Source organism: Rhodococcus koreensis, assembly GCF_017068375.1.
Classification (GTDB): Bacteria; Actinomycetota; Actinomycetes; order Mycobacteriales; family Mycobacteriaceae; genus Rhodococcus_F; species Rhodococcus_F koreensis.
The window spans coordinates 1,139,179-1,162,224 of record NZ_CP070609.1; the positions used below are offsets into that span (position 1 = coordinate 1,139,179).

Here is a 23,046-nt window from a genome sequence, read left to right on the forward strand (position 1 = left end):
ATCCGGACACGACTGTGGGCCAGGTTTCCCTGGCCCACAGTTCGTTTCAGACGAGTGCGATCACCCGCCGACGACGATGTACCCGTCCGTCGTCAGCTTGTTGTCGGCACCGAACTTCAGCTTGCCGTACGAACCGATGGACGGCTCGCCGGCTGCGGCGAAGTCGAGTTTGCCGGTGATGCCGTTGTAGTCGATGTCCGTTCCGGCCTGCACGAGCGGCAGGCATTCCTGGTACGACGTGCACGGCGTGCCGCCCTCGGTGACGTTGTTGATGTTCGCGGCGATGTCGCGACCCGCCGTCGACTTCGCGGCTTCCGCGGCGAGCGAGGCAATGACCACGGCGTCGTAGGACTCACCGGCGTAGTTGAAGTCGATCAGCCCCGGGTTGATGCCCTTGAGACGATCCTGGAAGGCCGGGCCGACGTCGGTGAGCGGGGTGGTGCCCTGCATGCCGTCGAGCAGCGGCGCCGCCACCGACTCGCCGAGTGCGTTACCCATGTTGCCGTCCACGCCGTAGACCTTCATGCCGTCGGACGGGCCGATGCCGACCTCGTGCATCCGGGTGATGATCTTCGCCGACTCCTCGAATCCCACCACCGCGACGGCGTCGGGCGCGAAGTCCTTGACCTGGTCGACCTCGGAGTTGAACGACTGCGCGTTGGGGTCGTAGATGATCTTCTGGATCTGGTCCTCGGGGATGCCCGCGTCGACGAGGTTCTTCTGGATGTTGTCGGCGAGCCCGGTGCCGTACGGGTCGTTGAGGGCCAGGATGGACACGCGCTGACCGCCGTCGTCCGAGATGAGTTGCGACACAGCCTGAGCCTGCAGGACGTCGGTGGGGGCGGTGCGGAAGTACTGCCCCTTGTCCGGGTAGCAGACGAACTGGTCGGACGTGTTGGCCGGGGAGAACATCACGACGCCGGCGCTGGACACCTTGTCGATGACCTTCAGCGACACCGACGACGACGCCGCACCGATGATCACCTGGGTGCCCGCCGCCAGTTCGCGGTCCACCGTGGTGTTCGCCGTATCGGTGGTGGTGTCGCCGGAGTCGCCGGGAATCAGCTGGACGGGCTGGCCGAGAACCCCTCCTGCCGCGTTGACGTCGTTGACGCCGAGCTGGGTGCCCGCCACCATCGGCGGTCCGAGGAAGGAGAGGCTTCCCGTGTCGGGGAGCAGGGTGCCGATCTTCAGCGGCGCCGTGGACGGGGCACCCGCTGCCGCCGCTTCTTCGGGGGTGCAGTCGGTGGAAACAGTGGTGGCCGAGGCAGAGCTGTCACTCCCGCTCGCGGAGTCGTCGCCACTGTCCGAACTACAACCTGCCAGTGCGAGAGATGCCGCGCCGAGAACCGCGGCCGCCCGCACGAGGGTCCGTTTAGCCATCCAAACTCTCCTTAGATCACCTGTGTGCGGGCGCCACCCGAGTTGGCGTCCGCTGTGGGATCAGACGCTAGCGGTCCGGCGGCTTTCGCGATCGGTCCGGAAAGGCTCGTGACCTTACTGTGATCTGATTACGACGAGTGTTTACGCGGCCGTAGCGTGGCGAGCGTCAGGCGCCGACGAGGAGGCGCACGGACTCGACCACCACCTGGCGCCGGCGGGCCCGGTCCGCGGGCGCCGAGGCGCCGAGTTCCGGGGTCTGCGTGTGCCAGGACATCGCGACGGACCGGACGACGGCGAGCAGCTCCACCGGCGCGAATCGGGTTGGCAGCACACCACTTTTCTGCGCCCGCTCGATATCGGCGAGCTTCGACCGGTTGGACGCGACCACCACCTGGAGCGGCTCACCGTCGGGCCGTTCGAGTTGGTACCAGGTGGCGAGCCGCAGCGTCGCCGGGTTGTCCTCGTACAGGTCGAACGAGCGTCCCGCGTAGCCCGGGAGGTCGGTGGCGTCGAAGCGCACCTGCTCGGTGAACGCCACCACGTGGGCGGCGAAGACGGCGTCGAACAGTTGCCCCTTGTCGCCGAAGTAGGCGTAGATCATCGACTTGTTCGCCTTGGCGGCGAGGGCGATGCGATCGACCCGCGCCCCGGCGATACCGAATTCGGCGAATTCGGCCGCCGCCGCGTCGAGTAGTCGTTTCTTCGTTGCCTCTGCATCACGGACCATGCGTCCACACTATCAACTAACCAGTTGGTTGACAGCTACGCCGCGCAGGTGTTCCATGGATCCCGTAAGCATCCAACCAGTCAGTTGCAAGCAGAAATGGGATCTCTCATGGCCAAGACCTGGCTCATCACCGGTAGTTCACGCGGTTTCGGCCGGGAACTCGCGACCGCGGTCCTGCGCGGTGGCGACAACGTCGTCGCCACCGCCCGCAGACCCGAACAGCTGACCGACCTGATCGACACGTACGGCGACCGGGTTCGGACGGTCGCCCTGGACGTCACCGACGCCGCGGCCGCCCGCGACGCCGTCGCGACCGCGGTCGAGGAGTTCGGCGGCCTCGACGTCGTGGTGAACAACGCCGGCTACGCCAACAGCGTCCCGATCGAGGAAATGGCCGACGACGACTTCCGGCAGCAGGTTGACGCCAACTTCTTCGGCGTCGTCAACGTCACGCGGGCTGCGCTGCCCATCTTGCGCGAGCAGCGCAGCGGCTGCTTCGTGCAGTTCTCCTCCGTCGGAGGCCGCGTCGGCGGCACACCCGGGCTGAGCGCCTACCAGGCCGCGAAGTTCGCCGTCGAGGGCTTCTCCGAAGTGCTGGCGGCCGAGGTGAGACCGTTCGGGGTGAAGGTGCTCATCGTGGAACCCGGGGCGTTTCGCACCGACTGGCAGGGCTCGTCGATGCAACGCAGCTCCGTCGGGCCCGACTACGAGGCGACGGTCGGCGCGATGAACCGCTACCGGGAGGACTCCGACGGCACCCAGCCTGGGGATCCGGCACGGGCCGCGCGGATCATCATGGATGTGGTTGCCGCCGAGAACGCCCCACTGCGCCTGCTGCTCGGGGCAGGCGCCGTCGCGATGGCCGAGAAGTCGTCCCGCGAACGCGCCGCCGAGGCCCTCGCCTGGGCCGACGTCAGCCGCTCCGCGGACTTCCCTGCCGGCGACTGACCCGCCACCAACGGAAGACGGCCCGGGCGAAAACGCGTCGGCTGCCGCCGATCTCGCCGGTCAGCTGGTGGGGGCTTCCCCACCGAGGGTCTCGAGCACCACCTGCGCGACCGCCTTCATCGTCGACCGGCGGTCCATCGCGGCCCGCTGGATCCACTTGAACGCTTCGGGCTCGGTCAAGGACTGCTTGTCCATCAGCACACCCTTGGCCCGCTCGACGATCTTGCGGGTCTCCAGCCGCTCGGACAGATCGGAGATCTCCCGCTCGAGCGCAGTCACCTCCTTGAACCGGCTGGCTGCCAACTCGACCGCGGGCACCAGGTCGGCCGTGGAGAACGGCTTGACGAGATAGGCCATCGCCCCGGCGTCGCGCGCCCGCTCCACCAGCTCGCGCTGACTGAACGCTGTGAGAATGACCACGGGCGCAATACGTTTCGCCGCGATCTCGGAGGCCGCGTCGATGCCGTCGCGGCGGGGCATCTTCACGTCCATGATCACGAGGTCGGGTTTCAGCTCCACCGCCAGGTCGACGGCGGCCTGCCCGTCCCCCGCCTCACCAACCACGTCGTAGCCCTCTTCCCGCAGCATCTCGACCAGATCGAGCCTGATCAGCGCCTCGTCCTCGGCCACCACGACCCGTCGCGGCTGCGACGGCACACCTTGCTGCTGGGGAGCGTTCATGGCCACCATTCTCCTCTGCTCGGACGACCCCGGCGCGGGGAGCGAACGTTAGAAGGGTACCGGTGGTTGACTCCCGGCGGCGATCTTCTACAGTGGTACAGCGCAACACGCCCTCGTATCCCAATTGGCAGAGGAAACGGATTCAAAACCCGTCCAGTGTGAGTTCGAGTCTCACCGAGGGCACCGCCGGGATCATCCCGCGATCGCAGGTCAGATGCATTCTCTGACCTGCGATTCGCATGTCGCCCCCCGTTACGGCGTCCCTGTCACCACTGCCCGCCCGCGACCTGCCGGGTGGCGGCATTGATGCGGTTCCACAGGTTCACGCCGGCGATCGACAGCACCAGCGACGCGAGTTGCTCCTCGTCGTAGTGCCGGGCGGCCTCGTCCCACACCTCGTCGGGCACCGGGTCCGCGCGATCGCTCAACCGGGTCATCGACTCGGCCAGCGCGAGGGCCGCACGTTCGGCGTCGCTGAAGTACGGGGCCTCCCGCCACGCCGCCACCGCGAAGATCCGCTGATTGGTCTCGCCTTCCTTCTCCAGCTCACGCGCGTGCATGTCCACGCACACGCTGCAGCCGTTGATCTGGCTCGACCGCAGGTGCACGAGGGCGTGGGTCACCGGCGGCACGTTCGCCTTCGCCGTGGCCTTCCCCAGCGCCAGCAGAGACTTCATGGCGTCGGGAACGATCATCGCGGGGTTGGTCATCCGGGCTTTCATGATTGCCTGCCTCCAAAGGAATTCGGGTGGTGAGATGTCACACCGGCTTGTTTTCGTTGGTCACTGTTATGACGAACCGCGACGGGAGAATGTGACAGATGGACGCAGAAGAAGTTCTGGCGCACCGCTTCGAGGAGAACCGGACGCATCTGTCGGCGGTCGCGTACCGGATGCTCGGCTCGATCGGCGAAGCGGAGGACGCCGTGCAGGAGGGCTGGCTGCGACTCAGTCGCGCCGAGACGTCCGAGGTGCAGAACCTGCGTGGTTGGCTGACGACGGTCGTCGGGCGGGTCTGCCTCGACATGCTCCGATCCCGCAAGGCGCGGCGCGAGGATCCCCTGGAGGTCCATGTTCCGGATCCGATCGTGCGCGAGGTGGACGGGACCGATCCCGAGCACGAGGCGGTGCTGGGCGACTCCGTCGGTCTCGCGCTGCTGGTCGTTCTCGACACGCTGGCGCCCGCCGAGCGGCTCGCCTTCGTGCTGCACGACATGTTCGCCCTGTCCTTCGACGAGATCGCCCCGATCGCCGACCGCACGCCCGCCGCGACGCGGCAACTCGCAAGCCGGGCGCGCCGGCGAGTCCAGGGATCGGGGCACGCCCCGGAGACCGACCCGACCCGGCAGCGCGAGGTGGTCGAGGCATTCATGACCGCCTCGCGGGGCGGCAGGTTCGACGACCTCCTCGCCCTGCTCGACCCGGACATCGTCCTGCGGGCCGACCGCGGCGCCGACGGAGCCGACGTGGTGCGCGGATCCCGCGCAGTCGGCGAGCAGGCCCTCACGTTCTCGCGTTTCGCTCCTTTCGGCCGGCTCGCCCTGGTGAACGGCACACCCGGGGTGGTGACCGCGCCCGACGGGAAGACGTTCTCGGTCATGGCGTTCACCGTCTCCGGCGGGAAGATCGTCCGGATCGACATCCTGGCCGACCCGGTCCGTTTACAACGTCTGGGCATCTCCCCCGGCGACGTCTGACGACCCGCAGGTAGCGGCGGTTTTTTGTGCCCGATCCTGGGGATCTGCGGCGTCCTGCCAGTACCATGGTGGGACAGGTACGCCCTCGAGCACGGAGGTCACCCATGGAGCTCGGCACCGTCACTTTCACCTACGACGGGCGGGTAGCCCTTCGATTCCAGCAAGCGCTCTCGCACTCGCCGGAGAAGGTGTGGCGTGTTCTCACCGACCCGCAGTACCTGAAGGACTGGTTTCCCGCCGACGTCGACTTCGACCTCACCCCGGGGGCCGACCTCGTCTTCCGGGTGACACCGGAGCAGGTGCGCCGGTTCGGACTGCCCGCAGATCAGACCACCACCGGAACGGTCATCTCGGTGCATCCCGCGCACATCCTCGAATACCTGTGGGACGCCGAGACGCTGCACTGGGAACTCGTTCCCGACGGCAGCGGCGGCTGCTGGCTGACGCTCACCCACACCGTGGAGGAAGAGGAATCCGCCTACGCGCACGCCGCCGGCTGGCACGCGGGGCTCGAGGTCGTCGAAGCGCAATTGGACGGCCGCGAAGTCGACTGGTCGCTGTGGGATCGCGCCGACGAACTCGCCGAGTCCTACCGCAAGACGTCCTGACCACCAGAATTCCCCGACCACGCGAAGTCACCGACAGTAGGGAGTGCGTATCCCGGGCAGCACCACCACACCGGCAGCAACCTACGTGAAGGAGGTCACCGGCGAGGCGACGCGGCGATGGGGTGTGCACGGCACCGACCTCGGTTGTCCGGTGCGCCTGTCCGACGGCCGGGTCGCGTTCTTCTTCGGCGACACGTTCAGCTCCCGCGGCCGGAGCGGCCGGGGGTGGCGCAGTCCCGTGATGTTGCGCTCCACCACAACCGATCTCCGCGGCGGCATCGAGTTCGACTCCGCGGGCGGGGGCCGGACGGCGAGGGAGATCCTGCCGAACGCGCACGACGTCCGCGAATCACCCGACCGGGAATCGGCGGGCAGCGAGTTCACCGTGGTTCCCGCGGACGCCGTCACGATCGGCGACCGGACCTACCTGTCCGTCGTCAGTGTGCACTCGTGGGCGTCGCAGGGGTGGCCGACGAACTTCACGTATCTCGCCTGGTCCGACGACGGCGGCGAGCGCTGGCACCGGACACGCGCCCGGTGGGACAACCGCGGCGGTTCGCTCGACCAACTGTGGACGATGGAACGGCACGAGGGCTACGTCTATGTCGTCTCGAGTGCGTTCGACCGCACCAATCCGGGTGGAATGATCCTGCGCCGAGTCCCCGAAGCGCGGATCCTCGAACCCGGAGCCTACGCAGACTGGGGCTGGGACCGTGGCACGGGGTGGGCGTGGGGACAGCCCGCGACCCCGATCTTGCCGGGTCCCGTCGGGGAGATGTGCCTGCGGCGGATCGACGGCACCTGGGTCCTCGCTTACTTCGACCCCACCGCCTACGCGATCGTCACCCGCACGGCGCAGCGCATCGACGGACGGTGGTCGGAGCCGACGGTGCAGGTTGCCGGCGGCGACTGGGGAGCCGCGGACGGCACGTGGGCGCAGATCTACGGCGGATACGTCCACCCGGCGTCCACGTTGGACGAACTGCATCTGCTTGTGTCGCAATGGAACACGACGACCGGGGACCCCTACCGGGTGCTGCAGTTCACCACCCGGCTGGACGCGCCCGTCACCCCACCAGTTCCGACTCCGTCCACCGCCCTTCCCCTTCGAGTTCCACACCACGGGAATGGAATTGGTTGAGCGTGCTGCGGTGCCCCACGCTCACCACGATGCTGTCGGGGAGTTCGGTCCTGAGCAGGGTGTAGAGCGTGTGCTCGAGGCCCTCGTCGATCGCCGACGTGGCCTCGTCGAGGAAGATCACCGCTGGACGGGCGATCAGCACCCGCGCGAACGCGAGACGCTGCTGCTCGCCCGGCGACAGGATCCGCGTCCAGTCGGCGGTCTCGTCGAGCCGATCACTCAGATTGCCGAGCGACACCCTCGACAGCGCACCACGCACGACGTCGTCGGACGCCGTCGGCTCCTTCGGGTAGGCCAGGGCGGTGCGTAGCGACCCGAGCGGCAGGTACGGGCGCTGGGACAGGAAGATGGCCTCCCCCGACGGCCGCGACACCGTGCCGTCGGCGTATGGCCACAGATCCGCGAGGGTACGGAGCAACGTAGTCTTGCCCGAACCGGACGGCCCCTTGACCAGCAGCGACTGCCCGGGGGTCACGGTGAGCGCGAGGCCCTCGATGAGGGTCTCCCCCGTCGGGATGCGCACGTCCAGCTTTTCGACCTGCAGATCGTCGCCCGACTTGCCGGTCTTCAGGACCGGAAGTTCGGCGGCGTGCAGGTTGTCGTTGGCGAGGCCGTTGAGTCGGATGAGGGTCGCGCGGAAACTGGCGAAGTCGGCGTACGACTCGCGGAAGAAGGACAGCGAGTCGTGGACCTGACCGAAGGCCTGCGACGTCTGCATCACGTCACCGAGAGACACCTGGCCGGTGAACAGTCGCGGACCCTGCACCAGGAATGGGAAGATGACGGCCGTCTGGTTGACGGTGAGGTTCCAGCCGCTGAACTTCAACGTCCGGAAGACGATCTGCCACATGTTCCGGATGACGTCCGCGAACCGTCCGGCGAGGGTGCGCCGCTCGACGTTCTCGCCGCGGTAGAACGCGATGCTCTCGCCGTACTCCCGCACCCGGATCAGCGCGTAGCGGAAGTTGGCGCCGAGTTTCTCGTTGAGGAAGTTCAGCTTGATGAGGGGCTTGCCGATCCAGAACGCCACCGCCGTGGTCACCAGCACGTAGATGTAGACGAGGAAGATCATCGCCCGCGAGATCTCGACGCCGAACACGGTCATCGGGCCGGACAGGTCCCACAGGATCCCCGTGAACGACACGATCGACAGCACCGCGGTCACCGCGCCCATCGACAGCGAGCGGGACGTGGTCACGAAGTTGGTGATGTCGGCCTGGATGCGCTGATCCGGGTTGTCGATCGCGTCGCCGAGGAACCGGTCGCGGTAGTAGGCGCGGCTGTCGAGCCAGTCGTCGACGAGATGGTGGTTGAGCCATGTCCGCCAGTCGATGTCGAGGGTCTGCCCGATCACGTACTCGACGAGGGCACGGACCACGTGGACCGTCGCCAGGATGGCGAACACCCGGAGAAAGTGCCAGAACGCCGGCTCGTCCAGGTTCTGGATCGAATCGTAGAAGTCGTTGTACCAGTAGGAGAACAGCACCGTCATGCGCACCGCGAAGACCGTCGACAGCAGCAGCACCGCCAGGATGGTCAACGGCTTGAGGCTGCGCCGCGGATCGAAGTAGGGCGCGGCGAAGCGCCAGAACTGCCTACCCCATTTGGTGAACCGCGCGAGCAGTATCACCACGACGACGAACGCGACGACAGTCATGACGTATGCCTTGAGCAGCCACATCGAGCTGTCCCATACGACGTTGTTCCAGTCCACGACCCATATCCCCGATCACGAGGTGAAACTCACCAGAAAAGATGGCGAAGTCTAACCCCGGAGGTCGGTGATGGGCGAGAGATCCGCGCAGGACACGCGTCGACCCGGAAGACACAGACCGCCCGATGTCCCATTTGCGCGGTTTCGGCCGCGCGGGTGGACATCGGGCGAAGTGAACGGTCCCCAGGCGACAGGGGGTTCTACGAGTCCTTCTCGGGTTCAGGCTCTTTCAGATTGCCGTCGTCGTCGACGTAGTCGTCGAAGGCGGTTCCCGACACCGTGCCGCCGGAGCCGGGCAGGACGACCGTCTCGCGGGCCCCCGGCTCGTAGCGGGCGTCGATCTCCTCCACCTTCTTCCTGGCTTCGGCGAGCGCCTCGTCGTCGGGCACGGGAACTTCGCTCTCGGCCGGCCGGCCGGCCTTCTTCTCGGGTTCGTCTGCGCTCATGGTGCACGTCCGTTCCGTTTCGGTGATTCCAGACCGACCATACGCCGCGGCCACCGGTTGAACTGCCGTTCAAAGCCGTTCGGTGGCAACGGAATGGCACTGCTCTTATTGGCGCGGCGGGAAGTGCCGGATGAGCCCCTCCTGGACCACCGTCGCCAGCAACTCCCCGTCGAGGGAGAAGAAGCGCCCCGTCGCGAGACCGCGGGAACCTGCCGCGACCGGCGACTCGGTGGCGTACAACGTCCAGTCGTCGAAGCGGAACGGCCGGTGGAACCAGATGGAATGGTTCACGGTGGCCGCGACGATCCGGTCCAGCCCCCACGACAGGCCGTGGGTGGTGATGATGGAGTCCAGGACCGTGGTGTCCGACGAGTAGCCCATGACGGCCACGTGAATGAGTGGGTCGTCCGGAAGGTCGCCGTCCGATTTCATCCAGACCCGGTTGTGGGTGAGTTTCTCCCCCGTGCCCTTCATGATCCACGACGGGTCGTTCGCGTACCGCATGTCGATCGGCTTGAGCGCGTCGACGAACATCTTCAACCGGTCTTCGTAACCCTGGAAGTGGTCGCCGAGCGGCGGCAGCGTGTCCGGGAACGGGACGTCGGGCACCTCGACCGCGTGCTCGAGACCCTTGCCCCAGTCCTGGAACGCCGCCAGCATGACGAACAGTTCCTGACCGTCCTGCAGGGCGGTGACCTGGCGATTCGCGAAGGCCCGCCCGTCGCGGTGCCGCTCGACGCGGTACTCGATGGGTTCCTTGACGTTTCCGCCGCGGATGAAGTGGGCGTTGACCGCGTGCACGGCGCGCTCGCCGCTGACGGTGCGGCCGGCGGCGACCAGTGCCTGGGAGATCAACTGGCCGCCGAATGTCCGGCTACCCACCTGCGCGGGATGCCGACCTCGGTACGTGTCCTCCCCGGTCCTCTCGAGATCGAGAAGTTCGAGCAGGGTCTGGAGATCGGTCTTCGCCGCGACTTCGCTCACCTAGTGGTCCTCTTCGCCGATTCTGTGGACGTGGATCAGGTTGGTCGAGCCTACGGTGCCGGGCGGCGACCCCGCCACGATGACCACCAGCTCACCCTTCTGATACCGGCCCAACCCCAGCAACGCGTTGTCGACCTGCCGCACCATCGCATCCGTACTGTCCACCGGATCGACGATGAACGTCTCCGTCCCCCACGTCAGCGACAACTGGCTGCGCACCTCCGGCAACGGGGTGAACGCCAGCAACGGCAACGGCGTGTGCAACCGCGCCAACCGCCGCACCGTGTCCCCGGACTGCGTGAACGCCACCAGCGCCTTCGCATCCAGCCGCTCCCCGATGTCGCGGGCCGCGTACGAGATCACACCCCGCTTGGTGCGCGGCACGTGCGTGAGCGGCGGCACCTGGGTGGACTCGTTCTCCACCGCCTCCACGATCCGCGCCATCGTGCGCACCGTCTCCATCACGTACTTACCCACCGACGTCTCACCGGACAGCATCACCGCGTCCGCACCGTCGAGGACCGCGTTCGCGACATCCGACGCCTCCGCGCGGGTCGGCCGCGAATTCTCGATCATCGACTCCAGCATCTGCGTGGCCACGATCACCGGCTTCGCGTTCTCCCGGGCGATCTGAATGGCCCGCTTCTGCACCAGCGGCACCTGCTCGAGCGGCAACTCCACCCCCAGGTCACCGCGGGCGACCATCACCGCGTCGAACGCCAGCACGATCGCCTCGAGATTGTCGATCGCCTCCGGCTTCTCCAGCTTCGCGATCACCGGGATCCGCCGCCCGACCCGGTCCATCACCGCGTGCACCAGCTCCACATCGGCCGGGGACCGCACGAACGACAACGCGATGAAGTCGACACCCAACCCGAGCGCGAACTCCAGGTCCGCGATGTCCTTCTCCGACAGCGCCGGAACCGACACGTTCATCCCCGGCAGCGACACACCCTTGTTGTTGCTGACCGGGCCGCCCTCGGTGACCCGGCAGATCACGTCGTTGCCCTCCACACCGGAGACGACGAGACCGACCTTGCCGTCGTCGACCAGCAGCCGGTCGCCCGGCTTGGCGTCCTCCGCCAACTGCTTGTAGGTGGTCGAGACCCGGTCGTGGGTGCCCTCGCACTCGTCGACGGTGATCCGCACCTCCTCACCGTTGGCCCACGTGGTGCGACCCTCCGCGAACCGGCCCAGCCGGATCTTCGGGCCCTGCAGGTCGGCCAGGACACCGACCGCCTTGCCCGTCGCGTCCGAGGCCGCCCTCACGCGTTTGTAGTTCTCCTCGTGATCGGCGTGTTCGCCGTGGCTGAAGTTCAGCCGCGCCACGTCCATACCGCTTTCGACGAGTTCGCGAATACGGTCACCGGTGGCGGTAGCAGGTCCAAGTGTGCATACGATCTTCGTGCGTCGGTTCACGGCCTCGAGCCTAGTCGCCCCGCGCGCCCTTCTCCATTTAGACGACTGCCAGCGGAAGCGCCGTCGGATGCACCGGCGACGGGAGGTCCGACGCCCCTGTCAGGTACACGTCGACGGCGTGCGCCGCGGACCGGCCCTCCGCGATCGCCCACACGACGAGCGATGCGCCGCGATGTGCGTCCCCGCAGACGAAGACCCCGGGTGCGGTGGTCTGCCAGCCCGGGCCGCAGGAGAGCGCTCCGCGCCGGGTCGGCGACAACCCGTAGTCGTCGAGCAGCGGACCGAGATCGACGCCCTCGAAGCCAATCGCGAAAAGTGCCAGTTCGCACGGCAATTCGATCTCCTCGCCGACCGGCGTGATGATGCGTTTGCCGTCCTCGCGGGTGACTTCGACCTCGGCGAGCACCATGGACCGGACGTTCCCGTTCGCATCGCCGAGGAACCGCTGCACCGCGACCTGGTACCGGCGGACACCGCCCTCGGCGTGCGCGGGCGACGTCCGCAGCACCATCGGCCACGCCGGCCACGGCGTCGCCTCCTCGTCCCGTTCGGTCGGCAACTCCGGGTTGTAGTCCAGCAGGGTCACCGACAGCGCGCCCTGGCGGTGCGCCGTTCCGAGGCAGTCGGCGCCGGTGTCGCCGCCGCCGATGATGACGACGTGTTTGCCCTTGGCGGTGATGTCCGCGGGACCGTCGCCCTCGCATTCCTTGTTCGAGGTGACGAGGTGCTCCATCGCGAGATGAATACCGTTCAGCTCCCGGCCCTCGACGGTGGTGTTGTCGCGGGCCCGCAGCGCACCGATCGCGAGCACGACCGCGTCGAAGTTCGCGCTCATCTGCTCCACGGTGAGGTCGACGCCGACCTCGCAGTCGGTGACGAAGTGGGTTCCCTCGGCGCGCATCTGCATCAGGCGCTGATCGAGAATTGCCTTCTCCATCTTGAATTCCGGGATGCCGTACCGCAGCAGTCCCCCGAGCCGGTCGTCGCGCTCGTAGACGGTGACGTCGTGCCCCGCCCGGGTCAGCTGCTGAGCCGCCGCCAGACCGGCCGGACCGGAACCGACCACCGCGACCTTCCGTCCCGTGGCGATCATCGGCGGTGTGGGCACCACCGTCCCCGACTCCCACGCGACGTCCGCGATGGCCTGCTCGATCCGCTTGATCGTGACACTGCCCGTCGTGTGCGTGTCGGCGAGCGAAAGCACACACGCCGACTCACACGGCGCCGGGCACACCCGGCCCGTGAACTCAGGGAAGTTGTTGGTGGCGTGCAGCCGCTCGCTCGCCGCCGACCAGCGGCCGCGCCGCACGAGGTCGTTCCACTCCGGGATCAGGTTGCCCAGCGGGCAGCCCGCACTTCCCGAGTGGCAGAACGGGATTCCGCAGTCCATGCACCGCGCGGCCTGTTCGGACACCTCGGCGGACCGCTCCGCGGAACTCTGCGGCGCGTACACCTCGTTCCAGTCGTGTATCCGCTCCGCGACCGGACGCTTGCGCGCCTCCTTCTTGACGATGTGCAGAAAGCCCTGGGGATCAGCCACGTGCCGCCTCCATGATCGCGGTGTCGACGTCGAGTCCCTCCGCCTTCGCCATCCGGGTCGCGTCCAGCACCCGCTGGTAGTCCACCGGCATCACCTTCGTGAACAGCGCGGACCGCCGGGGCCAGTCGGCGAGCACCGACGCCGCGACCGCGGAACCGGTCCACCGGTGGTGCCGGGTGACGGCGCCGCGCAACCAGTCCAGATCGTCCGGGTCGGGTTGCATCAGCTTCACCATCGCCTGGTTCACGTCCTCCGGGTCCAGGTCGAGGACGTACGCGATGCCGCCGGACATGCCGGCCGCCATGTTCCGTCCGGTCGGTCCGAGGATCACGACCCGCCCACCCGTCATGTACTCGCAGGCGTGGTCGCCGACACCCTCCACGACGGCGGACGCACCGGAATTGCGCACCGAGAAGCGTTCGCCGACGCGTCCGCGGAGATAGACCTCCCCGGAGGTGGCGCCGTAGAGCAGGGTGTTGCCCGCGATCACCTGCGTCTCCGGGACGAACAGGACGTCGTCGGCGGGACGGACCACGATCCGCCCACCCGACAATCCCTTGCCGACGTAGTCGTTGGCGTCCCCGGTCAGGTCGATGGTGATGCCCGGCGGCAGGAACGCGCCGAGCGACTGCCCCGCCGAGCCGGTGAACGTGAGCCGGATCGTGTCGTCCGGCAGCCCGGCGGCGCCGTAGCGGCGGGTGACCTCCGCGCCGAGCAGCGTGCCGACGGTCCGGTTGACGTTGCGCACCGGCATCTCGATCTCCACGGCGTGGGCGTCCTCGAGGGCACCCTCCGCCAGCTGGATGAGCGTGCGGTCCAGTGCCCGGTCCAGACCGTGGTCCTGGTCGCGGTCCCGGCGTCGCTGCGGCAGCGGCTCCCCGTCCGGCCCGGTGGGCACGGCGAAGATCGGGGTGAGGTCGAGTCCGCGGTTCTTCCAGTGGGCGATCCCCTGCGCGGTCTCGAGGACGTCGGCGTGACCGACGGCCTCGTCGATGCTGCGGAACCCGAGGTTCGCCAGGTACCGGCGCGCGTCCTCGGCGACGAACCGGAAGAACTCCTCCACGAATTCCGGTTTGCCGGTGTACCGCTTGCGCAGCTCCGGGTTCTGGGTGGCGACACCGACCGGGCAGGTGTCGAGGTGGCACACCCGCATCATGATGCAGCCCGCCACGATCAGCGGGGCCGTCGAGAACCCGAACTCCTCCGCACCCAGCAGCGCCGCGACCACGACGTCCCGTCCGGTCCGCATCCCGCCGTCGCACTGGACGGTGATGCGGTCGCGGAGACCGTTGAGCACGAGTGTTTGCTGGGCGTCGGCCAGCCCGATCTCCCACGGCGCCCCGGCGTGCTTCATCGACGTCAGCGGGGTGGCGCCGGTACCGCCGTCGTTACCGGAGATGAGGACCACGTCCGCGTGCGCCTTGCTGACCCCGGCGGCGACGGTTCCCACCCCCACCGAACTGACCAGCTTCACGTGGACCCGGGCCCGATCGTTGGCGTTCTTCAGATCGTGAATCAGCTGCGCGAGATCCTCGATCGAGTAGATGTCGTGGTGCGGCGGCGGGGAGATCAGCCCGACCCCCGGCGTCGAGTGCCGGGTCTCCGCGACCCACGGATACACCTTGTACGCCGGCAGCTGGCCGCCCTCACCGGGCTTGGCGCCCTGCGCCATCTTGATCTGGATGTCGCTGGCGTTGATCAGGTAGTCGCTGGTGACGCCGAACCGCCCGCTCGCCACCTGCTTGACGGCGCTGCGGCGCGACGGATCGTACAGACGGTCGACGTTCTCGCCGCCCTCGCCCGTATTGGAGCGTCCGCCGAGATTGTTCATCGCGACGGCCATCGTCTCGTGGGCCTCGGCGGAGATGGAGCCGTAGCTCATCGCGCCGGTGTTGAACCGGGTGACGATCCGCTCGACCGGTTCCACCTCGTCCAGCGGCACGGGCGGGCGCACGCCCTCGCGGAACGTGAACAGGCCGCGCAGTGCGCCACCGGCCTCGGCCAGCCTGTTCACCTCCTCGCTGTACTTCGCGAACACCTCGTGCCGACCGGTGCGGGTGGCGTGCTGCAGCAGGAAGACCGTCTCCGGGGTGAACAGGTGCAGTTCGCCGTCGCGGCGGAACTGGTACTCGCCGCCGTCCTCGAGCCGCCGGTGGGCGAACTCGGCCGGGTTGTCCGGGTACGCCTGCCGGTGGCGGACGGTGACCTCGCGGGCGATCTCGTCGAGACCGGCGCCGCCCAGCTTGCTGACGGTGCCTGTGAAGTACTCCTGGACGAGGTCGCGGTCCAGGCCGATCGCCTCGAACACCTGCGCCGCGGTGTACGAACCGACGGTGGAGATGCCCATCTTCGACATCACCTTGAGCACACCCTTGCCGAGCGCGGTGAGGTAGTTCCGCACGGCGATCGTGTGCTCGACGCCGGTGAGTTCGCCCTCGGACACCAGGTCCTCGATCGACTCCATCGCGAGGTACGGGTTGACGGCCGCGGCGCCGTACCCGATGAGCAGCGCCAGGTGGTGGACCTCGCGGGCGTCCCCGGATTCGACGACCAGCGCCACCTTGGTGCGTTCCTTCGTCCGCACCAGGTGATGGTGCACCGCGGCGACCGCGAGCAGCGACGGGATCGGCGCGCGGGTGTGGTCGGAGTCGCGGTCCGAGATCACCAGCGTCCGGTAGCCGTCCGCGATGGCGGCGCTCGCCTGCGCCCGCAACTCCTCGATCGCCTCGGCCATCCCCGCACCGCCGCGCTCGACGTCGTACAGCGCGCGCAGCACCGCCGCGGCGAGCCCGGGATGGTTGCCGTCCGCGTTCACGTGGATGATCTTGTTCAGCTCTTCGTTGTCGAGCACCGGCCACGGCAGCACGATCTGCCTGCACGACGCCGCGGTCGGCTCGAGCAGATTCTGCTCCGGACCCATGACCCGCGACAGCGACGTCACGATCTCCTCGCGGATCGCGTCGAGCGGCGGGTTCGTGACCTGCGCGAACAGTTCGACGAAGTAGTCGTAGAGCAGCCGCGACCGCTGCGACATGACGGCGATCGGCGTGTCCGTCCCCATCGAACCGAGTGGCTCGCCGCCGGACGTGGCCATCGGGGCGAGCAGGATGCGCAGATCCTCCTCGGTGTACCCGAACGCCACCTGCCGCCGCACCACCGACTCGTGGTTGTGCTGCGCGTGCGGGCGATCCGGCAGCGTCTTCAGTTCGAGCAGACCGGCGTACAGCCACTCGGCGTACGGCCACTCCGCCGCGAGCCGCATCTTGATCTCCTCGTCGGGCACGATGCGGCCCTCGGACGTGTCGACCAGGAACATCTGCCCCGGCTCGAGGCGGCCCTTGGCCACGACCTCCGACTGCGGGACGTCGAGGACACCGCTCTCGCTCGCGAGGACCACCCGCCCGTCGACGGTCTGCCACCAGCGTCCCGGGCGCAGGCCGTTGCGGTCCAGCACGGCGCCGACCACGGTCCCGTCGGTGAACGTCACACACGCCGGTCCGTCCCACGCCTCCATCAGCGACGCGTGGTACTGGTAGAACGCCCGCCGGTCCGGGCACATCGACGTGTCGTTCTCCCACGCCTCCGGCACCATCATCATCACCGCGTGCGCCACGCTGCGGCCGGCGAGGTGCAGCAGTTCGAGCACCTCGTCGAACGACGCCGAATCCGACGCGTCGGGGGTGCAGATCGGATACAGCCTGCGCAGGTCGCCCGGGATCACCGCACTCGACAGCAACGCCTCGCGGGCGCGCATGCGGTTCCGGTTGCCGCGGACCGTGTTGATCTCCCCGTTGTGCGCGACGAACCGGAACGGGTGCGCGAGCGGCCAGGACGGGAACGTGTTGGTCGAGAACCGGCTGTGCACGATCGCGATCGCGCTCGCCATCCGCGGGTCGCGCAGGTCCGGGAAGTACCGCGCCAACTGGGACGTGGTCAGCATTCCCTTGTAGACGATCGTCCGGCTCGACAGCGACGGGAAGTACACGCCGCTGCCCTCCGACTCGATGTCGGGGGTGACCTGCTCGGCCCGCTTGCGCAGCGGGTAGACCAGACGGTCGAGGTCGAGCCCGCCGGGCCGGATCCCGCCGACGGCGGGTCCAGCGACGAACAACTGGCTCATGTGCGGAGCACAGGCGCGGGCCGTCGAGCCGACATCCGCGCCGTCCGGATCGACGGGCACCGGACGCCAGCCGAGGATCTGGAGGCCCTCCTCGTCCGCGAGGTCGGACACGCGTCGTTGCGCGGCCGCCCGCGCCTGCGGGTCCCGCGGGAGGAAGCAGATGCCCGCCGCGTACGTGCTGCTGCCGTCGTCCAGGGGCGCGGGGAGGTCGAACGAGGCGAGAGCCCCGAAGAATTCGGTGGGGAGCTGGAGCAGGATGCCGGCGCCGTCGCCGCTGTTCGGTTCGGATCCCGCCGCGCCGCGGTGCTCGAGATTCTCGAGAGCGAGGAGGCCGTCGGAGACGATGGAGTGGGAGCGGCGGCCGTGCACGTCCGCGACCATGGCGACACCGCAGGAATCGACTTCCTGGTCCGGGTCGTACAAGCCCTGGGGACCGGGCAACTGCGAGAACAGCACCGATATACCTCCACATCGGCCGGGAAGACCACCAGTGTGTGCGCTCCGCACGTGCTGTCGGCGGCCTCCGCTAGCGGGGTCGCCACGACGGGCGCTAACTGCTTTTCGGGGGTCTACCGGGACAGCATCGGCCCGTGAAGGTTGTTACCGGACATACATCCGGCGCGCTCAGCTTACCAGGACCGATACCCGGCAAGATATGCCGAATCGGGCCCGGAACGGGCGGTGGCCCGTGTCGCATCAGCAACACGGGCCACACGGTGTCCGGGGATCGTCACTGGTCCCGCAGGGGCCGTCCGTACTGGTCCTTCACGCTCCCGGTCAGCATCATGATGCCGTCGACCAGCGGCCAGATACCGCCGATTCCACAGGTCAGCCACGTCACGGCGATCTGCGCCACGGCGATGCCGGGCTGGTTCAGGTAGAACCGCCCGACGCCGAACGCGCCGAGGAAGATCTGCAGCAGCCCGGCGGTCAACTTGGACTTGTCGGAGTACGGCTCACCCGTCAGCGGGTGCCTGCCGAACGGCGCCGACGGATCGGCGTACGCGTTGTAGCCGGGGGCGTACCCGGGCGGCGGGTACCCCTGCTGGGGGTAACCCTGCTGCTGTCCGTACCCCGGCTGCTGGTACCCGGGCTGCTGGTAGTCCTGCGGCGATTGCGGAGCAGCCCCGTACTGCGCGCCGTAATTCGGATCCGGCGCCCCGTAGGTCGGACCGTCCGGCTGCTGGGGCTTCTCGTACCCGGTGTACGGCGCGGTCGGCGAAGTCGGCTCGCCCACGTTCGGGAACGGGGCCGTCGGCTCGGTTCCGCCCGGCGACGGGTAGGTGGGCGTCGACCCCCAGCCCGGGCCGTTACCGACACCCGAATAGGTGTCCCAGCCCGGTCCCGTTCCGGACGACCCCGGTGACGGCGTCGCGTCGGACGTGGCGGGCGGCTGGGACAGCGAGGCCTCGGCGGTGGCGTCGTAGTCGAAGGGCGAGCCGAATTCGGGCGGCAGGCTCGAGTCGCTGCTGTTCTCGGTGCCGTCGCTGCTCTTACCCAGGTCGACCTTGTGTGCGTCCTCGGATGCACCCTTGCCGGAATCGTCGGATGCTTTCCCCGGTTCAGTCATTCGCGTCATCCTTCTTGCTGTCGATGGTCTTCGTGCCCGCATCCCCGCCGGCACTCGCAGTGCTCGCGGCCTTGTCGTCCGATACCGACTCCGATGCGGACGCCTTCCCGTCCTCGTCCCTGCCCTCGACCTTCTTCTCCCCCTTCGCCGGTGCGGTCTCGTCCGGCTCCGCCGGTGCGGTGCCGTCCGCGACCGGTTCGCCGTCGACAGGCCGCAGGTCGGCCGGATCCTCGCGCCCCTTCGTGGCAGCGGAGAAGTACACCACGGCCGCGACGAACACCAGGGCGGAGGTGAACGAGTTCACGCGGACACCGGCGATGAGGCTCGCGTGGTCGCTGCGCATCAATTCGATCCAGAAGCGCCCGGCGCAGTACCCGGCTACGTACAGGGCGAAGAGGCGGCCGTGCCCGATGCGGAATCGGCGATCGACCCACACGAGCAGGATCACGATCAGCACGTTCCACAGTGCCTCGTACAGGAACGTCGGATGCACCACGAACGCGACCTCGCCGGTGGACACCCCGTCGATCAGCTGCGGAGACACCTGGCCGACGTCGTTGCGGCGCTCGAAGATCTCGAGCCCCCACGGAACGTCGGTCTCGCGACCGTAGAGTTCCTGGTTGAAGTAGTTTCCGAGCCGTCCGATCGCTTGCGCGAGCAGGATGGCGGGCGCGACCGCATCGCCGAGCGCCGGCAGCGGGATGCCGCGGCGCCGGCAACCGATCCAGGCACCGACACCGCCGAGCGCCACGGCGCCCCAGATGCCGAGGCCGCCCTGCCACACCTTCAGGGCGTCGACGGGGTCGCCGCCCTCCCCGAAGTACGTCGGCCAGTCGGTCATCACGTGGTAGAGGCGGCCGCCGATCAGGCCGAACGGCACCGCCCAGATGGCGATGTCGAGGACGGTGCCCTTCTCGCCGCCGCGGGCGACCCAGCGACGGTCGCCCCACACGATCGCGACGACGATCCCGACGATGATGAACAGCGCGTACGCGCGCAGGGCCACCGGTCCGACATACCAGACACCTTGGGGCGGACTCGGAATGTAGGCCAGTACGTCCACGGTGGAAGTCACGACGCCACGGTAGCGGAGCGAACGCCCTCGGCGAGTTCCTCCGTCAGCGAGCGCACCGCGTCCAGACCGCTCTCCGCCGCGGTGACCAGCGCGGATCCGACGATGACCGCGTCGGCGTAGGCGGCGATCTCGGCGGCCTGCGCGCCGGAGCGGACACCCAGTCCGACACCCACCGGAATGTCCGAGTGGGCACGGATGCGGGCCGTCAGTTCGGGTGCCATCGACGACACGGCGTCACGGGCGCCGGTGACACCCATCGTGGACGCGGCGTAGACGAACCCGCTGCTGGCGTCGAGGGTGATCGCGAGACGCTCCTCGGTCGACGACGGCGCGACGAGGAAGATCCGGTCGAGGTCGTGTTCCTTCGACGCCGCGATCCACTCACCGGCTTCCTCGGGGATGAGGTTGGGGGTGATCAGCCCGAGGCCGCCTGCGCTCGCCAGATCGCGGGCGAACTTGTCGACGCCGTACTGCAGAACCGGATTCCAGTACGTCATCACGACTGCCTTGCCGCCGACGGAGGCGATCGCCTCGACCACCGTGAACACGTCGCGTACCCGGACGCCGTTCTTCAGCGCCGTCTCGGCCGCCGCCTGAATGGTGGGTCCGTCCATCACCGGGTCGGAGTAGGCGATGCCGACCTCGACGATGTCGCAACCGGATTCGACCATCGCCTTGAACACGTCGATGGATTCCTGCACGGTCGGGAACCCGGCCGGGAGGTACCCGACGAGCGCGGCACGCTTCTCCTCGCGGCACTGCGCGAACGTCGGGTCGAGGCGCGAGAGTCGTTCGCTCACTTGGCCGAACCTTCCTTGTCAGTCGTGGTGGTCTCGGTCGAGTCGTCCGGATCGAACAGTCCGAACCACTTGGCTGCCGTGTCCATGTCCTTGTCGCCGCGCCCGGACAGGCTGACGACGATGATCGCGCCCTCCCCCAGTTCGCGGCCCAGTCGCAGTGCACCGGCGACGGCGTGGGCGGACTCGATGGCCGGGATGATGCCCTCACGCTCGGACAGCAGACGCAGCGCGTCCATGGCCTCCGAGTCGGTGACCGGCTCGTAGGTGGCGCGGCCGATGTCCTTGAGGAGCGCGTGTTCCGGGCCGACCCCGGGGTAGTCGAGGCCCGCGGAGATCGAGTGCGACTCGATGGTCTGGCCGTCCTCGTCCTGCAGCAGGTACGAGTACGCGCCCTGGAACGCGCCCGGGGTGCCTCCCGCGAACGTGGCGGCGTGCCTTCCGGTCTCGACGCCGTCACCGGCGGCCTCGTACCCGACCAGTCGCACGGACGGGTCGTCGAGGAAGGCGTGGAAGATGCCGATGGCGTTGGACCCGCCGCCGACGCACGCCGTCACGGCGTCGGGCAGCCGGCCGGTCAGCGCCTGCACCTGGACCCGCGTCTCCAGACCGACGACGCGCTGGAAGTCGCGGACGATGGTCGGGAACGGGTGCGGTCCGGCGGCGGTGCCGAAGCAGTAGTAGGTGTTGTGGGCGTTGGTGACCCAGTCGCGCAGCGCCTCGTTGATCGCGTCCTTCAGGGTCCTCGACCCCGACTCGACGGACACGACCGCCGACCCGAGCAGCCGCATGCGGGCGACGTTCAGCGCCTGCCGCTCGGTGTCGACGGCGCCCATGTAGATGATGCATTCCAGACCGAGGAGCGCGCAGGCGGTGGCGGTGGCCACGCCGTGCTGGCCGGCACCGGTTTCTGCGATGATGCGGGTCTTGCCCATGCGCTTGGCGAGCAGCACCTGCCCGAGCACGTTGTTGATCTTGTGCGAGCCGGTGTGGTTGAGGTCTTCGCGCTTGAGGATCAGCCGCGCCCCACCGGCGAACTCGCTCATCCGCGTCGCCTCGAAGATCGGGGACGGACGGCCGGTGTAGTCGCGCTGGAGGCGGTCGAGTTCGTTCAGGAACGACTCGTCGCCGCGCGCCTTCTCGTACTCGGCGGTGACCTCCTCGATCACCGCCATCAGTGCCTCCGGCACGTGCCGTCCGCCGTACACGCCGAAGTGTCCTCCGGCATCGGGGTCGTGCGTCGTACGCTCGGCGATTCCGGCGCTGGCAGGCGGCAGATTGCCACCCTTGAAGACGGTTTCCTGATTACGTGAAGTCACAGGTCCAGTCTGCCTCGAGGCCGGGTTCCGCCGCCGTCCGGGTCAGGTCCGCCGGGGCGACCTCAGCGCGACGGCTTGGGGCAGGACGGGTGCGCGCCGGCGTTGACCAGATCGGCCACCGCCTTGCGCGGATCACCGCTGGTGACGAGGCCTTCGCCGACCAGCACCGCGTCGGCTCCCGCACCGGCGTACGCCAGCAGGTCGGCCGTGCCGCGCACCCCGGACTCCGCGATCTTGATGATCTCGGTGGGCAGCCCGGGAGCGATCTCGCCGAACGTGTTCTTGTCGACCTCGAGCGTCTTGAGGTTGCGCGCGTTGACACCGATGACCTTGGCGCCCGCCTCGATCGCCCGGTTCGCTTCTTCCTCGGTGTGGACCTCGACGAGGGCCGTCATGCCCAGCGACTCCGTCCGGTCGATCAGCGACGCGAGCGCGTCCTGCTCGAGGGCGGCGACGATGAGCAGCACCATGTCGGCGCCGTGCGCGCGGGCCTCGTGGATCTGGTAGGGCCCGACGATGAAGTCCTTGCGGAGGATCGGGATGCTCACCGCGCGGCGGACGGCGTCGAGGTCCGCGAGGGACCCCTGGAACCGGCGCTCCTCGGTGAGCACGCTGATCACGCGGGCGCCACCGGCCTGGTAGGCGGCGGCCAGTTCGGCGGGATCGGCGATGTCGGCGAGCGCACCCTTCGAGGGGCTGGCGCGCTTGACCTCGGCGATGACTCCGATGCCCGGCTCGAGCAGGGCGGCCGCGGCATCGAGGGCCGGCGGTGCGGCGGCGGCGGCAGCCTTGACTGCGGCGAAGTCAAGGACGGCTTCGCGGGCGGCGACGTCGGCGCGCACCCCGTCGAGAATCGAGTCGAGAACGGTCATCGTGGC

The 23,046-nt window shown here is 68.5% G+C and carries 19 protein-coding genes and 1 tRNA gene; 5 read left to right on the forward strand and 15 right to left on the reverse strand.

Features of this window, described 5'->3' with window-relative positions:
- Nucleotides 1–60: 60 nt before the first annotated feature.
- Entirely contained in the window at nucleotides 61–1,383 is a 1,323-nt protein-coding gene (locus tag JWS14_RS05180; protein ID WP_074933928.1) for an ABC transporter substrate-binding protein, read from the reverse strand.
- A gap of 166 nt (nucleotides 1,384–1,549) precedes the next feature.
- Nucleotides 1,550–2,110, reverse strand: coding sequence for a TetR/AcrR family transcriptional regulator (locus JWS14_RS05185; RefSeq protein ID WP_072951539.1), 561 nt, complete (start codon nucleotides 2,108–2,110; stop codon nucleotides 1,550–1,552).
- A 108-nt stretch (nucleotides 2,111–2,218) separates the two neighbouring features.
- Between JWS14_RS05185 and JWS14_RS05190 the strand changes: the two genes are divergently transcribed.
- Nucleotides 2,219–3,058, forward strand: coding sequence for an oxidoreductase (locus tag JWS14_RS05190; protein ID WP_206012637.1), 840 nt, complete (start codon nucleotides 2,219–2,221; stop codon nucleotides 3,056–3,058).
- Nucleotides 3,059–3,118: 60 nt separating this feature from the next.
- On the opposite strand, the gene JWS14_RS05195 is transcribed toward JWS14_RS05190, so the two are convergent.
- Nucleotides 3,119–3,748 (reverse strand): ANTAR domain-containing response regulator, encoded by a 630-nt coding sequence (locus JWS14_RS05195; protein ID WP_083395834.1) that lies wholly within the window; start codon nucleotides 3,746–3,748, stop codon nucleotides 3,119–3,121.
- A 100-nt stretch (nucleotides 3,749–3,848) separates the two neighbouring features.
- Here JWS14_RS05195 and JWS14_RS05200 point away from each other — a divergent pair.
- Nucleotides 3,849–3,922 (forward strand) — tRNA-Leu (locus JWS14_RS05200).
- An 83-nt stretch (nucleotides 3,923–4,005) separates the two neighbouring features.
- Here the strand turns inward: JWS14_RS05200 and JWS14_RS05205 are convergent.
- The gene (locus tag JWS14_RS05205; RefSeq protein WP_206012638.1) at nucleotides 4,006–4,461 is read right to left on the reverse strand and encodes a carboxymuconolactone decarboxylase family protein; all 456 of its coding nucleotides are present in this window, start codon (nucleotides 4,459–4,461) and stop codon (nucleotides 4,006–4,008) included.
- Between the two features lie 98 nt (nucleotides 4,462–4,559).
- Here JWS14_RS05205 and JWS14_RS05210 point away from each other — a divergent pair, with 98 nt between their 5' ends.
- From JWS14_RS05210 to JWS14_RS05220, 3 genes are all read left to right on the forward strand, one after another.
- On the forward strand, nucleotides 4,560–5,435 hold the full coding sequence (locus JWS14_RS05210) for a sigma-70 family RNA polymerase sigma factor (protein WP_095865277.1): 876 nt from the start codon (nucleotides 4,560–4,562) through the stop codon (nucleotides 5,433–5,435).
- A 104-nt stretch (nucleotides 5,436–5,539) separates the two neighbouring features.
- A complete protein-coding gene (locus tag JWS14_RS05215) occupies nucleotides 5,540–6,043 on the forward strand; it encodes an SRPBCC family protein (protein ID WP_072951548.1) in 504 nt (167 codons plus the stop codon).
- Nucleotides 6,044–6,086: 43 nt separating this feature from the next.
- The gene (locus JWS14_RS05220; protein ID WP_206012639.1) at nucleotides 6,087–7,184 is read left to right on the forward strand and encodes a DUF4185 domain-containing protein; all 1,098 of its coding nucleotides are present in this window, start codon (nucleotides 6,087–6,089) and stop codon (nucleotides 7,182–7,184) included.
- Here JWS14_RS05220 and JWS14_RS05225 read toward each other — a convergent pair.
- The 11 genes from JWS14_RS05225 to trpC all read right to left on the reverse strand — a co-directional run bounded on the left by JWS14_RS05225 (nucleotide 7,111) and on the right by trpC (nucleotide 23,040).
- Entirely contained in the window at nucleotides 7,111–8,898 is a 1,788-nt protein-coding gene (locus tag JWS14_RS05225; protein WP_206012640.1) for an ABC transporter ATP-binding protein/permease, read from the reverse strand. The genes JWS14_RS05220 and JWS14_RS05225 overlap by 74 nt on opposite strands.
- 200 nt (nucleotides 8,899–9,098) lie before the next feature.
- Entirely contained in the window at nucleotides 9,099–9,344 is a 246-nt protein-coding gene (locus JWS14_RS05230; RefSeq protein WP_072951555.1) for a hypothetical protein, read from the reverse strand.
- 105 nt (nucleotides 9,345–9,449) lie between these two features.
- A complete protein-coding gene (locus tag JWS14_RS05235) occupies nucleotides 9,450–10,328 on the reverse strand; it encodes an acyl-CoA thioesterase (RefSeq protein ID WP_072951558.1) in 879 nt (292 codons plus the stop codon).
- Nucleotides 10,329–11,747 carry a pyruvate kinase gene (pyk, locus tag JWS14_RS05240; RefSeq protein WP_074933926.1) on the reverse strand — a complete coding sequence of 473 codons (1,419 nt, stop codon included), beginning with the start codon at nucleotides 11,745–11,747 and terminating at the stop codon, nucleotides 10,329–10,331.
- A gap of 37 nt (nucleotides 11,748–11,784) precedes the next feature.
- Complete coding sequence (locus JWS14_RS05245; protein WP_206012641.1) at nucleotides 11,785–13,287, reverse strand: glutamate synthase subunit beta; 1,503 nt, start codon at nucleotides 13,285–13,287, stop codon at nucleotides 11,785–11,787.
- Nucleotides 13,280–17,863 (reverse strand): glutamate synthase large subunit, encoded by a 4,584-nt coding sequence (gltB, locus tag JWS14_RS05250; RefSeq protein ID WP_206012642.1) that lies wholly within the window; start codon nucleotides 17,861–17,863, stop codon nucleotides 13,280–13,282. Before gltB ends, JWS14_RS05245 begins: the two co-directional genes overlap by 8 nt.
- A gap of 274 nt (nucleotides 17,864–18,137) precedes the next feature.
- On the reverse strand, nucleotides 18,138–18,977 hold the full coding sequence (locus JWS14_RS05255; RefSeq protein WP_072945214.1) for a TM2 domain-containing protein: 840 nt from the start codon (nucleotides 18,975–18,977) through the stop codon (nucleotides 18,138–18,140).
- A complete protein-coding gene (lgt, locus tag JWS14_RS05260; protein ID WP_206012643.1) occupies nucleotides 18,970–20,052 on the reverse strand; it encodes a prolipoprotein diacylglyceryl transferase in 1,083 nt (360 codons plus the stop codon). Before lgt ends, JWS14_RS05255 begins: the two co-directional genes overlap by 8 nt.
- The gene (gene trpA, locus JWS14_RS05265; protein ID WP_206012644.1) at nucleotides 20,049–20,852 is read right to left on the reverse strand and encodes a tryptophan synthase subunit alpha; all 804 of its coding nucleotides are present in this window, start codon (nucleotides 20,850–20,852) and stop codon (nucleotides 20,049–20,051) included. Before trpA ends, lgt begins: the two co-directional genes overlap by 4 nt.
- Nucleotides 20,849–22,168 carry a tryptophan synthase subunit beta gene (gene trpB / locus JWS14_RS05270; protein WP_072945220.1) on the reverse strand — a complete coding sequence of 440 codons (1,320 nt, stop codon included), beginning with the start codon at nucleotides 22,166–22,168 and terminating at the stop codon, nucleotides 20,849–20,851. The genes trpA and trpB overlap by 4 nt, the downstream gene beginning before the upstream one ends.
- Before the next feature lie 62 nt (nucleotides 22,169–22,230).
- The gene (trpC, locus tag JWS14_RS05275) at nucleotides 22,231–23,040 is read right to left on the reverse strand and encodes an indole-3-glycerol phosphate synthase TrpC (protein WP_012687986.1); all 810 of its coding nucleotides are present in this window, start codon (nucleotides 23,038–23,040) and stop codon (nucleotides 22,231–22,233) included.
- Nucleotides 23,041–23,046: the final 6 nt, after the last annotated feature.

Coding starts and splice junctions, on each gene's coding strand:
- JWS14_RS05180 (WP_074933928.1), bottom strand. CDS start 1,383: ATGGCTAAACGGACCCTCGTGCGGGCGGCCGCGGTTCTCGGCGCGGCA.
- JWS14_RS05185 (WP_072951539.1), bottom strand. CDS start 2,110: ATGGTCCGTGATGCAGAGGCAACGAAGAAACGACTACTCGACGCGGCG.
- JWS14_RS05190 (WP_206012637.1), top strand. CDS start 2,219: ATGGCCAAGACCTGGCTCATCACCGGTAGTTCACGCGGTTTCGGCCGG.
- JWS14_RS05195 (WP_083395834.1), bottom strand. CDS start 3,748: ATGGTGGCCATGAACGCTCCCCAGCAGCAAGGTGTGCCGTCGCAGCCG.
- JWS14_RS05205 (WP_206012638.1), bottom strand. CDS start 4,461: ATGAAAGCCCGGATGACCAACCCCGCGATGATCGTTCCCGACGCCATG.
- JWS14_RS05210 (WP_095865277.1), top strand. CDS start 4,560: ATGGACGCAGAAGAAGTTCTGGCGCACCGCTTCGAGGAGAACCGGACG.
- JWS14_RS05215 (WP_072951548.1), top strand. CDS start 5,540: ATGGAGCTCGGCACCGTCACTTTCACCTACGACGGGCGGGTAGCCCTT.
- JWS14_RS05230 (WP_072951555.1), bottom strand. CDS start 9,344: ATGAGCGCAGACGAACCCGAGAAGAAGGCCGGCCGGCCGGCCGAGAGC.
- JWS14_RS05255 (WP_072945214.1), bottom strand. CDS start 18,977: ATGACTGAACCGGGGAAAGCATCCGACGATTCCGGCAAGGGTGCATCC.
- trpC (WP_012687986.1), bottom strand. CDS start 23,040: ATGACCGTTCTCGACTCGATTCTCGACGGGGTGCGCGCCGACGTCGCC.